The sequence below is a fragment of the Streptomyces sp. NPDC006476 genome (genome assembly GCF_040612015.1).
Taxonomy (GTDB): domain Bacteria; phylum Actinomycetota; class Actinomycetes; order Streptomycetales; family Streptomycetaceae; genus Streptomyces; species Streptomyces griseorubiginosus_B.
Map to the genome: position 1 here is coordinate 1 of NZ_JBEXPK010000048.1, position 12,890 is coordinate 12,890.

The 12,890-nt window shown below is 71.4% G+C and carries 11 protein-coding genes; 8 read left to right on the plus strand and 3 right to left on the minus strand.

The window, feature by feature from the left end:
- Positions 1 to 304 precede the first annotated feature (304 nt).
- Positions 305 to 877 (minus strand): hypothetical protein, encoded by a 573-nt coding sequence (locus ABZZ74_RS37545; protein ID WP_356772791.1) that lies wholly within the window; start codon positions 875 to 877, stop codon positions 305 to 307.
- A 350-nt stretch (positions 878 to 1,227) separates the two neighbouring features.
- Between ABZZ74_RS37545 and ABZZ74_RS37550 the strand changes: the two genes are divergently transcribed.
- Positions 1,228 to 2,121, plus strand: coding sequence for a hypothetical protein (locus ABZZ74_RS37550; RefSeq protein WP_356772795.1), 894 nt, complete (start codon positions 1,228 to 1,230; stop codon positions 2,119 to 2,121).
- Positions 2,122 to 2,151: 30 nt separating this feature from the next.
- Complete coding sequence (locus tag ABZZ74_RS37555; RefSeq protein WP_356772797.1) at positions 2,152 to 2,949, plus strand: hypothetical protein; 798 nt, start codon at positions 2,152 to 2,154, stop codon at positions 2,947 to 2,949.
- Between the two features lie 814 nt (positions 2,950 to 3,763).
- Here ABZZ74_RS37555 and ABZZ74_RS37560 read toward each other — a convergent pair.
- Positions 3,764 to 4,291 (minus strand): MarR family transcriptional regulator, encoded by a 528-nt coding sequence (locus ABZZ74_RS37560; RefSeq protein ID WP_356772799.1) that lies wholly within the window; start codon positions 4,289 to 4,291, stop codon positions 3,764 to 3,766.
- Between the two features lie 88 nt (positions 4,292 to 4,379).
- Between ABZZ74_RS37560 and ABZZ74_RS37565 the strand changes: the two genes are divergently transcribed.
- The 3 genes from ABZZ74_RS37565 to ABZZ74_RS37575 all read left to right on the plus strand — a co-directional run bounded on the left by ABZZ74_RS37565 (position 4,380) and on the right by ABZZ74_RS37575 (position 8,373).
- Entirely contained in the window at positions 4,380 to 6,068 is a 1,689-nt protein-coding gene (locus tag ABZZ74_RS37565; RefSeq protein WP_356772802.1) for a DHA2 family efflux MFS transporter permease subunit, read from the plus strand.
- Positions 6,069 to 6,101: 33 nt separating this feature from the next.
- Positions 6,102 to 6,860: an SDR family oxidoreductase gene (locus tag ABZZ74_RS37570; RefSeq protein WP_356772804.1), complete on the plus strand. Its 759-nt coding sequence runs from the start codon at positions 6,102 to 6,104 to the stop codon at positions 6,858 to 6,860.
- A 514-nt stretch (positions 6,861 to 7,374) separates the two neighbouring features.
- On the plus strand, positions 7,375 to 8,373 hold the full coding sequence (locus ABZZ74_RS37575) for a LysR family transcriptional regulator (protein ID WP_356772806.1): 999 nt from the start codon (positions 7,375 to 7,377) through the stop codon (positions 8,371 to 8,373).
- Here ABZZ74_RS37575 and ABZZ74_RS37580 read toward each other — a convergent pair.
- Entirely contained in the window at positions 8,290 to 9,840 is a 1,551-nt protein-coding gene (locus ABZZ74_RS37580) for an MFS transporter (RefSeq protein ID WP_356772808.1), read from the minus strand. The two genes, ABZZ74_RS37575 and ABZZ74_RS37580, sit on opposite strands and share 84 nt — an antisense overlap.
- Before the next feature lie 575 nt (positions 9,841 to 10,415).
- On the opposite strand from ABZZ74_RS37580, the gene ABZZ74_RS37585 reads away from it, so the two are divergent.
- From ABZZ74_RS37585 to ABZZ74_RS37595, 3 genes are all read left to right on the plus strand, one after another.
- Positions 10,416 to 11,543, plus strand: a complete 1,128-nt coding sequence (locus ABZZ74_RS37585) for a type III polyketide synthase (RefSeq protein WP_356772810.1) — start codon at positions 10,416 to 10,418, stop codon at positions 11,541 to 11,543.
- Between the two features lie 94 nt (positions 11,544 to 11,637).
- Complete coding sequence (locus ABZZ74_RS37590; RefSeq protein WP_356772812.1) at positions 11,638 to 12,177, plus strand: cupin domain-containing protein; 540 nt, start codon at positions 11,638 to 11,640, stop codon at positions 12,175 to 12,177.
- A 3-nt stretch (positions 12,178 to 12,180) separates the two neighbouring features.
- On the plus strand, positions 12,181 to 12,882 hold the full coding sequence (locus ABZZ74_RS37595; protein ID WP_356772814.1) for an NADPH-dependent FMN reductase: 702 nt from the start codon (positions 12,181 to 12,183) through the stop codon (positions 12,880 to 12,882).
- The last annotated feature ends 8 nt before the right edge of the window (positions 12,883 to 12,890 follow it).

Genomic DNA, 12,890 nt, shown 5'->3' on the forward strand with positions numbered 1-12,890 from the left:
CACCGTCGGTCTGACGTTTCCTGCCCGGGTCCCCGGACGACACCGGGTGCAGATACACCGTCCCGGCGACAAGGGCGAGGACTGTATTCGGTCACCGTTAGCGCTCTGACCACATAGGTTCTGCGTGAGCGGGGACGCAGGCAAGTAGCGCACGTGAACGATTCGGTCGAACCGCTCACAGGGTTCCGCCAGGCCGGGGCAGAGCCGTCAGCGTTTGACGCGGTTGCGGACGGCGAGGACGGCCAGGCCCAGCAGGACGGGGTCGGTGAGGCGGGCGGTCATCTCGCATACTCCGCACAAGCCGTTACGTCTGCCACCTTTCGAGCAGCTCGTTGAGGACCGACATCTTGTCGGGCCGTGCCTCCAGCAGGATGAGGCCGAGCACGGCAACCGGGTCGAGCGCGGGATCGCTGCGGGTGACGAATGTGTGGACAGTGCGGTCGGGCCGGGACGTCTCCCTGACATCAAGGACGGTTCGTTCTTCGGATGTTACGGAGAAGTGCAGCTTCCTGCGGAATCGAGCACGGCGGATGCGGTACTCCGCTTCCCACAGCAGCACGGTGTTCCCATGACGCTCTCCCACCGGCTGTCCATGTGCCGACAGCAGCGGCTGCCCCTCATTGAAGTCGACGAGTAGACGCGGGTCGTCGCCGACTCGGTCCGTGCTGCCCAACACATGCTGACGACCAGGGCCGGCCTGCGACGCGAACGCCCCGACGGGTTCGCCGTCCAGTTGAAAGAACGAACTGACCATCCACATCATCGACTGGCCCGGTCGAAGCCCACCGCTCGTCGTCACCGGCGCCTCACCCAGATCCTGAACAGCACATCGTCGTTTCGCACATGGTCGCTGAGCCCCCATCGGCTGCTGGGACATGACATTCACCAACGGAGACGTGAACATTCCCGACGCGGTTCTTGATGTTGCCGCTGTGCCTCCCGTCATGGCTGACGCGTGCGCGCACAACGTTGGGGGTTCCGACGGAGCAGTGACCCGGGCCGATGAGGGCGCACCCGTCGGGTTCGTACGCCGTCGGGAACGCACCCGCGTGGCTCTGTCCGTCACGGCATGGCGGGGTGCTCCCGCGCCTGGCCCTGCTCACCGTTGCCCGCTTGGGAAACCGGCTGCCCCGACAGGGCGAACACGGCCTAGGCTCGGCGCGTGGATCCCGTCGCGCTCGCCTGTTCGTCGTCTCCGTCACAATCCTGCTGTACGGGGTGCCCGTCGTGCGTGACCGCCTGCGTGCGTGGCTCCCTGCCGTACCCGTCGACCCCTATCGCGCGGCCGCCGGTCGCTGGTTGACCGAGGACGACATCCAGGCGGCCGCCGCCCGGCTCCTGCTGGACGGCCTGGTCACCATCAGCCATCGCGGCAATCTGGCACTGACCGGGACCGGCGCGGACGTGGCGCGTACCGCGGGACACCGCCTACCGGACGCCCTGCTCGCTGCGCTGCGCCGGCGTAGAGCCGCCACGACGCTCGGCATCATCGCCTCCCGCGACCCCGCCTTCCGCGCCGCCCGCGCCGAGTTCCACGGGGGTCCTGGCGCGTCCCGTGCCCGCCGAGCGGCCGCCGCCCGGGGTTGTCTGGCGGCCACCGCGGTGCTGCTCCTTACCGGGGAGCTCGCCTTCGTGATCGCGGCGCTGTCTGACCGCCTGCCCCAGGGGCCCGCGCAGTGGGCCGCGACCGCGGCCACCGGCCTCGCCTCTCTGGCCCAGCTCGGCTTCCTGGCGCGCTACGACGGCAGGCCCGGCGCGGACGGCCACCGCGTCGCGGCCTCCGAACCCTACGTCCCGCCCGCCCCGCATCCGGCTCTCGTGGAACTGTCGAAGAAGGCCCCGGAGGCCGCGGCCCGGCTGCGTGCAGGACGGCTGCGCACGACCCGTCGCCGCAACCGAGAACGCCGACGACGCCGTGCGCGCGCAACGGCCGCCGCGCGGATGGACGAAGTCCAGGCCGACGACCTGTCCCCCCTTCACGCCTTCGCAGGCAGGCTCAGCCACGACCTCGACGCCGTCATGCCCGTCGGAGGGGACCGGCTGGTCAACGCGCCTTACAGCCATGCCCGATCGGCGCTCCCGCAGCCGGTGGGCGTATGGACGGCCACGAAGACCGGATGAAAATGTGCCGGTCACTTTAGGATGCGTGCCGTGATCACCACCGCACCCGAACGGTCGGGCCGCTTGGCCCGTTGGCGGACCGTGCGTGCCCAGCGCGCTGAAAGCCTGCGCCGGGCGGGCAGGCTCACCACGCGGACCCGGGCTCTACTCACGCTCCTGGGTACCGCGATGATCGGCGTCGGCGGCGTGGCCGTCTTCAAGACGAAGGTCGAAGCCGGTCCGACCGCTCTCATCACCATCGGGGCTGTCCTTGTGGTCTTGGGTGCCATGGGCCGACAGATCTCTTCCCTGAACCTCAAGGAGGGCAGTCTGGCGCTGCAAGATGCCAAGGACGAACTGAGCGCGGCCGACAGTCCCGAGCAGGTGGTGCAGACGGTCGTTTCCGCACCGCCGCCGGTGCAGCGTCAGCTGCAGCAGGACGTCGACATCGCGATGATGAGCGAGTCCGCCTATGCCAAGGTGATTGCGGACGTCCTGACTGATCAATTCGGTGACGCGGTCCAGCATGATGTTCCGATTGGCGACGTCCGCGCCGACAGCGTCGTGACCCTTCGCGGCAAGCGGGTTGTGGTGGAGACACGGCTCGGCACCCCCTCCCGGCCGATGTCCCCTGACGTACTGCGGCGACTCGTGCGGCCGGCGTATCTGGACGATGAAACGGTGCACGCCGTCGTCATCGTCAGCGCCAGCGCCCCCGGCTCCTACCTCATCGAGCGGGAGCGGCAACGCGCCGCCGAGAGGGGCAAGAGCCTCAGCTACACCACCTGGACCGGCCCTGAGGACAACCAGTCCCTACAGCACGCCATCGAGGTGCACCTCCACCCGTGACCCCAGCCGCGGTGTGGCCAAGTCGAGGATTGGGTTCGTAATCGAGAACTCACCGGTAAAGCAAAAGTGCAGACAGGGCGAATCGGTCGCACAAACGTGGAGATCCAGCCGCCGAGCCGGTCGGCGTTCGCTCCCGCTCGCTGCGCCGGCCGCGCTCGTTCTGGAGTGCGCAGCGTAGGCAGTGAGCACGCAGCGGCGGGCCTTCGCGGTGGCCATCTTCTTCGCCGTCTTCGCCACGGGTCTTCTTCACCGACGTCTTCCTCGCCACCGACCACCAGCCCTCCTACCGGTGCTCCGTTCGGCGGCGCACCGCTGGCGTTGGACCATGCCGCCCCCAGACTGGCAGTGCGGGCAGGCTCATCCGGCCGGTCTCACGTCGCTGCCGGGCCGGAGCCTCCCCGCGTGCCGCCGCTGCCGGGCGAAGAAGCAGGGGCGGCACGCCTGCACTGTCTCGAGGGCGAGCACAAGCACGCGTCCCGGCCCGGGCCGTCCGTCTCGCCCTGCCACCCCGTCTCCTGCCTCGAGCAGGCCGGTGTGCAACGGCAGCATCAGCCGCCGGGTACTCCCGTCGGAGCTACTGCCGCACTCACGGAACATACGGCTGCAGATGGTGAAGAAGACGTCGGCAGCTCGTGGGCGGCCGCCGCAGCTCCGCCGTAATCGTGGGGGAGCACGTGCAGCGGTCTGCCTCGAAGCTCAGCGCGCAACAGGGTTCTACGGCTGCCAGGGCCTCATCGACGATGCGTCAGCGCGCAGCTCCGCCGTCAGGGTGCGGGCGCCTTCGCAGGGGACGCGTGGTCCACCCCGAGGGCCGTCAGGTCTGGTACGGCACCGCGATCAGGTTCAGGGTGCGGGAGACGTCCTTGAGCAGAGCCGTCAGTTGGTGCGCCGTGTCCTCGGGGATGCGGTCGAACAGGGCGGTCTGGGCCTTGTTCACCGCGACCAGGGACGCCTCCGCCCGGCGGATGCCCTCGTCCGTGAGCCGGACCCAGGAGCTGCGGCGGTCTGCTGGGTCGGCCTCGCGGGTGACCAGGCGCATGACGGTGAGGCGGTGCAGGACGTTGGTCGTGCCGCCGGAGGAGAGGAAGAGCGCCTTGGTGAGGTCGTTCGGCTTGCGGCGATAGGGCGGGCCCGCGCTGCGCAGCCGGGCGAGTACTTCGAACTCCGCCTTGGTCAGCTCCAGTTGGTCGAGTTCGGCGGCGGTGACCGCCTCCACGACCATGGCCAGCCGGGTGATGCGCTTGCTCAGCTCCATGGGCAGCCCGGCGACCTCGGGCAGTTCGGTGCGCCAGGCGGCGATGATCGCGTCGACCTGGTCGGGGGCCGGTTCGGCTGGGCTCATGCCGTCAGGATAGTCGCCGCCCACATAGCTTTGGAACTAGCTTTCTCAAAAGCTATGTGCCAAGCTGGCGGGGCGGAGGTGAGTGACCGTGACGACCGTGGACCGGGTGAACGCAGCGAGGGACCGCCGAGGGGCGAACCCATGGGTCGCGGTGACGGTCCTCAATCTGGGCCTGTTCATGACGCTGCTGGACGTCACCATCGTCAACGTCGCGATACCCCGGCTCGTCGACGACGTCCACGCCTCCCTCGACCAGGCCGCCTGGGTGTCCAACGCCTACGTACTGGCACTGGCGGTGCTCCTGGTCACCGCCGGGCGCCTGGGCGACCTGTACGGGCCGCGGCGGATGTTCCTCGTGGGCACGGCCGTCTTCACCGGCGCGTCCGCGCTGTGCGGACTGGCCGGCACCGCGCCGCTGCTCATCGCCGCCAGGGCACTGCAGGGCGTCGGCGCGGCCCTCGTCACCCCGCAGCCGCTCACCGTCGTCACCTCCCTGTTTCCGCCCGAGCGCAGGGGCGCAGCCTTCTCCGTGAACGGCATCGTCGGCGGGCTCGCGACTCTGGCGGGTCCGCTGCTGGGCGGCGTGCTCGTCACCCACCTGTCCTGGCAGTGGGTCTTCTACGTCAACGTGCCCGTGGGGCTGGTGTCCCTGGTGGCGACCGCGTCACTCGTCCCGGACGTGCGGACGGGCCGGCGTCACCGCCTGGACGTGACCGGCGTGGTCCTGGCGACACTGGCGCTGCTTCCGCTCGTCTTCGGGCTCACCGAGGGCCCGCGCTACGACTGGGGCGCGATCACGTCGTACCTGTCCGTCCCACTCCTGCTGGGCGTGGGCGCCGCCCTGCTCGTGGTCCTGGCGGTGCAGCAGGCCCGCCGCCAGGACGCCGAGCCCCTGGTGCTCTTCGCGCTCTTCAGGAGCCGCGACTTCACGCTGATGACGGCGACGGGCGCGGGGCTGCAGTTCGGCTTCATAGGATTCCTGCTGCCGTTCACGCTCTACCTGCAGTCGGTGCTCGGCCTCAGTGCCCTGCAGGCGGGCCTGGCCACGGCTCCGTCCGCGGTGGTCAACATGGCGCTGTCCCCGGTGTTCGGCCGGTGGGCCGACCGCCACGGCGCGCGCGAGGTCCTCGGGTGCGGGCTCCTGGCGTTCGCCGCCGGTGTCGTACTGCTCGCCCTGACCGCGGACACCGGCCGCGACGGCTGGGCCTTCGTCCCGGCGATGACCGTCATCGGCGTGGGGTACGCCGCGACGTTCGGCCCGCTGATCGCCAAGGCGATGAGCGCGGCGCCGCCCGCCCGCGCCGGTGCCGCCTCCGGCATGCTCAACACCAGCCGCCAACTGGGCGCTGTGCTTGGCAGCGCCGTGGTGACCGCCGTACTGCAGAACCGGCTGGCGACGGCGCTGAGCCAGGAGGCCGCCACGCGCACCCGGCGGCTGCCCGCAGGGGTACGGGAACAACTGCGGGCGGCCTTCGACGACGCGGCGCGCGGCGGACTGCGGGTGGGAACGGGCCAGAGCGGCATACGCCTGCCGGCCCGGCTGCCCGCCGCGTGGGCCGCCGAGGCCCGGCGTACGGCCGCGGAGGTCTACCGGCACGCCTTCGTCACCGCGCTCCGCCCGACCCTGCTGCTGTGCGCGGCCGTCCTGCTGGCGGCGGCGGGCTGCGCCTTCGCTTCCCGGCGGGGACGCGCCGGGGCGACCGCCGAACCGCCCACCGAGGGCGGCGGCGCACCGGCCGCGCACCAGGATCGACGGCACCGGACTCACCGGCAGTGAATACCGACCGAGAAAGGGAAGAGACAGCACATCATGACTGACACTTTCACGGGAAAGACGGTGCTCGTCACCGGCGGCGGATCCGGTATCGGCCGCGCCACGGCACTCGCGTTCGGCCGCGCCGGAGCGGCCGTGGCCGTGGCCGGCCGGACCGCCGAGCGGCTCAAGGAGACGGTCCAGTTGCTGACCGAGGCGGGCGCGGAGGCCTCGGCGCACGTGACCGACGTGACCAAGGCGCGGGAGGTGGAGGCGCTCGTGGAGTCGGTGACGACCCGGCACGGCGGGCTGCACATCGCCTTCAACAACGCCGGAGCCGCCTTCCCGGGCCCGCTCGCCGAAATCGCCGAGGAGGACTGGCGGCGCAGCCTGGACGTCAACCTCACCGGTGTGTGGCTGGCGATGAAGGCGGAGGTCGCCTGGATGCGGGGGCACGGCGGGGGCTGCATCGTCAACATGGCCTCCACCATCGGAGCTCACCGCTCGGTTCCGGGAATGGGGGCCTACGCCGCGGCCAAGGCGGCGGTCAGCTCGCTCACCCGTACCGCGGCCCGCGAGTACATCGGCGACGGCATCCGCATCAACGCGATCAGTCCCGGGCCGATCGACACCCCGGCCTCCCTGCGGCCGGGCGAGAGCGTGGAAGAACGCGACCGGCGGATCGCCTCGGCGTTGCCGATCGGGAGGGTGGGCAGTCTGCAGGAAGTCGCGGACGCCGTGCTCTGGCTCGCCTCCCCCGCGTCGGGCTTCGCCGTGGGCCACGACCTCGTCCTGGACGGTGGGTCGACTGCCTGAGGGGCATCGTCCGGCGGCCGCTCTCATACGCGCCCAAACCGCCGGACGGTCAAGGTGCCGGGGAGGTCCGCGCGCAGGGCGGACCCGTCTCCGACGGCACCCGTGGACAAGGCCGCCGTCGCCCCGTTCACGGCTCCGGGCCCGACCGGCATACGGCGAGCCGCAGCGCTCCGGCACCCCTCGGCTCGCAACCCACAGACCCGCCCACCACGGCGGACCCGACCGCCATACCGCGAGCCCCGGCATTCCGGCACCCCTCGGCTCGCAATCCACCAACCCGCCGACCACTGCGGGCCCGGCCGCCGTCCGAGGCGGCGCTCGCGCGCCTATCGGTGTCGGCGCTGCCGAGTCTGCGGGGGTGTTCGGCGCGGCCGCCCAGGAAACCCCGCCGCTCCAGAGGAGTACGCATGCCTGAGGAAGACCGCCGTCCGCCGGGTCAACGGCCCGGACATGCACGGGCGGGGACGCGGGTCCGGCCCGTCTTACCCGGCCGGTCGACCGTGAGCGAGGTGCGATGACGACCGTGACCGCGAACGCGGAGGGGGCCCGGGAAGTGGCGGAGGGCGGGCTGCCGGCCAAGCGCCGCGATCTCGGGCTGCTCGTCGCCCTCGACGCCCTGCTCCAGGCGGAGAGCGTGACCGCCGCGGCCTGCCGCATGTCGGTCTCCGCTCCGGCGATGAGCCGCACCCTCCACCGGATCAGAGAGGCCCTGCGCGACCCGGTCCTGGTCCGCACCGGCCGACGTATGGTCCTCACCCCGCGGGCCCTCGCCCTGCGCGACCGGGTGCACTCCCTGGTGCGGGAAGCGGAGTTGCTGCTCGCCCCGGAGGCGCGCACCTCCCCCGCCGAGGCGCGGCGCAGCCTCGGCATCGCCGCCGGCGACGGCTACGCCGGCGCCCTGGCCCCGCGGCTCGCCGCGGCGGCCCGTGCCGAGGCGGCGGGAGTGACCTTCCGCTTCCTGCCGCAGGACGAACCCCATCTCGTGGAGGGCCGGGCCGACATCGGCGTAGGGGAGATACCGCGGGACGTCCCCGGGCTCACCGTGGAGTCGCTCTTCCCCGACCACTACGTCGGCGTGGCCCGGGCTCAACATCCCTTCGCCGACGGCGAGGTGACGGTCGGTCAGTTCCAGGCGGCGGAGCACGTCACGGTCGACGGTACCGTCGACGGCCCCGTCGGGGCGGCCGTGGCCGCGCGCGGGCTGCGCCGCAAGGTGGTCGCGTCGGTGACCGACCGCATCTCCGCGCTGCTGATGGTGGCGGACACCGAGGCGGTCGCCGTCCTGCCGGCCGTCTCGGTGCGCCAGGCGGTCGACGCCCTGGGGCTGCGCCTGTTCACCCCACCCGTGCGGGTGGCGCCGGTGGCCGTCCGCATGGCCTGGCATCCGCGGCACGAGGCGGACCCCGCCCACCTGTGGCTGCGCAGGTGGCTACGGGAGATCCTGGCCGTCCCCGCCTGCACCGCCGCGCCCCGTGCGACCGCCGCGCCGGAGCCGGAGTGGGCGGCCGGTTGATCCGGACCCCGCCCCCGGCCGCCCGCCCACCCCGCGCGCGACCGAGAACACCCCGGCCAGCGCCATGATCCCGCCCAGCGCCCAGAACGCCGAGTGCAGGCCGGTGACGAAGGCGGAGGCCAGCGGTCCGTGCAGGGGCCGGGTGCCGATGAAGACGGCGACGGCGAGGTCGTGCGGGATCGAACGCGAGGCGATGAACAGAGCGGTGGAGTACGAGCAGACCCAGCCGACGCTGGCGAAGGTGCGCAGCATGCCGGAGGAGATGCCGAGCAGGTCGGGAGGTGAGCACTTCATCACCGCCGCGTTGTTGGCGGGCACGAACAGGCCGGTGCCCAAACCGTTGAGGGCTCCGGCCACGAGGACCAGCCACAAGCCGCTGTCCGGGGTGAGACAGGCGTACAACAGCAGCGCGACCGTCTCCGCGGCGAGTCCCGCGGTGGCGGGGCGGGCCGGCCCGTAGCGGTCGGCGAATCTGCCGCCCCAGGGGCTCAGGACGCCGCCGAGCACATAGCCGGGCACCATCACCAGCGAGGCGTGCAGCGGGGACAGGCCGCGCGGGCCCTGCAGATACATGATCACAAGGAACAGGACGGCGTAGTTGGCCAGCCCCTGGAACAGCGCGGCCAGCAGTGATCCGGCCATCATGGGCGTGCGCAGCAGCGACAGCCGCAGCATGGGTTCCCGCTGTGCTCGCTCCACCAGGACGAACGCGGCGAGCAGTACGGCTCCGCCGATGCCGCAGACGAGGGTGGCGGGGTCGGCGGGCGCGGAGGGCGCGCGCGTGATGGACCACAGGATGCCCAGCAGTCCGAGCCCCAGAGTGGCCATGCCCGCGATGTCGATGCGGTGCCGCACGCGTTCTCCCGTGTCGCGCAGGACGCGTGCCGACAGCGCGAGGACCGCGATGCCGAGAGGCGCGTTGACGAGGAAGACCCACCGCCACGACGTGTAGGTCACGATGACCCCGCCGACGGCTATGCCGGCGACCGCGCCCAGACTCCAGCCGATGGCGATCCAGCCGTAGGCCTTGCCTCTGCGCTGCGGCGGGTAGGCCGTGGAGACGATGGCGCCGCTGTTCGCCGTGATGCAGGCCGCGCCGATGCCCTGCAGCACGCGGAAGGCCACCAGGGCCGGTCCGCTCCAAGCCGCCCCGCACAGGACGGAGCCCGCGGTGAAGGTCGCGAAGCCCAGCCGGTACAGGCGGACATGGCCGTACATGTCGCCGAGGCGCCCCGCCTGGGTGGCCAGCAGCGTGGTGGTCAGCAGATAGCTGATGACGACCCACACCGCCGAGGTCACCGTCATGTGCAGGCTCTGTTCCACCTGCGGCAGGGCGAGGACCACGATCGTGGTGTCGATCGCCGAGATGAGGACTCCGGCCATGACCACGGCCAGGACCCGGCCCGGTGGGCCGGACCCGGATGCGTCGCGGTGCGCCGGTTCGGTTTCTACGGAGGTGTCTGTCACGGTCCGCGCTCTCCGAATGTCGCGTCGGGGACGACGTCATTCGGATCCTCCGTGTCCCGGCGGGTGACTGTCCAGGGCATGTCCCAGGGGGCGACTCTCGGTCATTGGCGTCATTTCCGCCCCTCGCACAGAAGTTCGCTGGTCGGCCGGGGTTAATCTCAGGTCACACCCGGCGCCGATGCTTGACTTCAGGGTAATTGCACTAGTCACGCGCATGGTTGACACTTCAACGCATAAACGCATTCAACGTTCGGCAAAAGGTTCTTCAAGCCCCGCGACCTGTGGGTTTCGGGCCCCGAACAACTCCTCCGCAAGCGGAATTTCGCCTCGCATGGCGACTTCTGCCCGGACTGCGTTGATGCCCGGTCAATCCATGGGGTAGGTCTTTTGCCATCTCGCTTTCGGGCGGAATGCCCGGCGCTTCCCTGCTTCGCCGAAAAGGCCGAGGCGTGCGTGCCATCGCGGAATCCCCGCAGGCAAGCGGGTGATACCGCCTTCTTGTTCTCGAGCGTGCCAACCCGTCCCATGCGTTGTGTGCGCCGGCCGCGGAGCCGAAACGTTCGGGCCGGGCACGAGTGAAAGGCCGAGGTATGCCCACCCTGTGCGAACCCGCCGTCGAAGTCCCCGAGCACGTCATCACCCAGGAGGAGACACTCGCCCTGGCGGAGCGACAGCACACCGACCATCCCCAGCTCAAACTCGCGCTCCGGCTCATCCGCAACACCGGAGTGAGCAAGCGCCACATCATCCAGCCCATCGAACAGACCCTGCGCCACCCGGGTTTCGAGGACCGCAACCGCACCTACGAGGAGCAGGCCAAGCGACGCGTCCCCGACGTCGTACGGCGAGCCCTGGACAACGCGCGGCTGGCGGCGGACGAGATAGACGCCATCATCTACGTCTCCTGCACCGGCTTCATGATGCCGTCGCTCACGGCCTGGCTCATCAACCACATGGGCTTCCGCTCGGACACCCGCCAGCTGCCCATCGCCCAGCTGGGCTGCGCGGCCGGCGGCGCCGCGATCAACCGGGCGCACGACTTCTGTGCCGCCCACCCCCGCAGCAACGTCCTCATCGTCTCCTGCGAATTCTGTTCTCTCTGCTACCAGCCGACCGACCTGGACATCGGATCGCTGCTGTCCGACGGGCTGTTCGGCGACGCCGTCGCGGCGGCGGTGGTGCGCGGCGAGGGCGGCAGCGGGCTCGGCCTGGAACGGAACGCCTCCTACCTGATCCCCCACACCGAGGACTGGATCTCCTACGCGGTCAAGTCGACCGGCTTCCACTTCCGCCTGGACAAACGCGTACCGACCACGATGGAACCGCTGGCGCCGGTGCTGCGCGAACTCGCGTCCGCGCACGGCTGGGACGCCTCACGCCTCGGCTTCTACATCATCCACGCGGGCGGCCCCCGCATCCTCGACGACCTGTGCCGCTTCCTCCAGGTCGAACCGGACGCCTTCCGCCACAGCAGGGCCACGCTCACCCAGTACGGCAACATCGCCAGCGCCGTCGTCCTGGATGCCCTGCGACGGCTGTTCAGGGAGGGCGGGGCCCCCGACGGAGCCCCCGGCATCCTCGCCGGCTTCGGCCCCGGCATCACCGCCGAGATGGCGGTCGGCCGGTGGGTGGGGGCGCCGGCGCCCCGGGTGGCGGCGCTGTCCGGCGCCGGACGCCGGGCGCCCGGGCTGGTCGGCGGCTGACGTCGGATGTGCGGCCGCATCCGTACCGACGCGACCGGCGGACGGCCGGTCGCCGCACACCTCAACCACCCGCCGTACAGGAGCAGGAGCTGACATGGTCGACGGTCTGATCATCCCGCCGGGACAGGGGCGCAAGTTCGTGACCCGGGCGCAGGAGGTCACCTTCAAGATCACCGGAGCGCACGCGCGCGCCGGGTCCGTCTTCGAAGTGGTGGTCCCGCCGGGCTTCGACGTGGGAGCCCATGTCCACTCCCGCAGCGAGGAGATGTTCTACGTCCTCGACGGCGAACTGGAGGTCCTCGCCTTCGAGCCGGAGCGGCGCACGCCCGACGACTGGCGCGACTGGCGCGCCGCCGACGGCCGCCGGCCGGTCCGGGCCGGCGCCGGGAGCTGCATGTTCGTCCCGCCGGGCTGCCCGCACGCCTTCTCCAACCGGACCGAGTCCCCCACCCGGATGCTCTTCCAGTCCGCCCCGCCGCCGGACCACGAACGCTACTTCGAGGAACTGCTGGAGATCTTCGACTCCGGCGGCACGGTCGACGCGGACGCCGTGCTGCGCCTGCGCGAGAAGTACGACATCGACCAGATCACGCCCCTGCGGTACGGCGAGCCGGTACCGGCCGCCGGGAGCTGACCCGTGCCGGAGATACTCGCGCTGTCCGGATCGCTGCGCCGGGAGTCGTACAACACCCGGCTGCTGCGCGTGCTGGCGGAGCTGGCGCCGCCGGGGATGCGTCTGCGGCCGTATCCCGGTCTCGGCGAACTCCCCCTGTTCAACGAGGACATCGAGCAGCTGGGCGACCCGTCCGCCGCGCCCGGCCCGGTCCGGCGGCTGTGCGCGGCGATCCGCGCCGCCGACGGTCTGGTCATCGCGACGCCCGAGTACAACCACTCCGTGCCCGGGGTCCTGAAGAACGCCGTCGACTGGGCCTCCCGCCCGCACGGCGCGGGGGCTCTGACGGGCAAGGCGGTGATGGTCACGGTCGCCACGACCGGCCCCCGTGCCGGGTATCGCGGGCTGTCCGACGCCGTCCGCCTGCTGACGGAGCTGGGCAACACGGTGGTGACCGAACCGGAGGTCGTGGTGCAACAGGCACGCGAGGTCCTGGTCACCAGCACCGACGGGCGGCCCCGGCTGCTGGACCCTACGGCGCGCGAGCTCCTTGCCATCCAGCTGGAGGCGCTCGGCGATCTCGTCACGGCGGGCGTCGCGGACACCGCCCTGCGCGCGGCACACCGCCACCGGGGCACCGTGCTCGGTGCGCTGGGCATTAGGGAGGCGGCCCCCACGCCGCCGGCCCCCGCCGTGCCTCAGGCGCCGCTGACCGCCGACCGGTGACAGGGCGT

What these genes read in the sequence shown, in the direction of transcription:
- ABZZ74_RS37545 (WP_356772791.1), bottom strand. Translation starts at nt 877, where the DNA reads ATGTCCCAGCAGCCGATGGGGGCTCAGCGACCATGTGCGAAACGACGA.
- ABZZ74_RS37560 (WP_356772799.1), bottom strand. Translation starts at nt 4,291, where the DNA reads ATGAGCCCAGCCGAACCGGCCCCCGACCAGGTCGACGCGATCATCGCC.
- ABZZ74_RS37570 (WP_356772804.1), top strand. Translation starts at nt 6,102, where the DNA reads ATGACTGACACTTTCACGGGAAAGACGGTGCTCGTCACCGGCGGCGGA.
- ABZZ74_RS37575 (WP_356772806.1), top strand. Translation starts at nt 7,375, where the DNA reads ATGACGACCGTGACCGCGAACGCGGAGGGGGCCCGGGAAGTGGCGGAG.
- ABZZ74_RS37590 (WP_356772812.1), top strand. Translation starts at nt 11,638, where the DNA reads ATGGTCGACGGTCTGATCATCCCGCCGGGACAGGGGCGCAAGTTCGTG.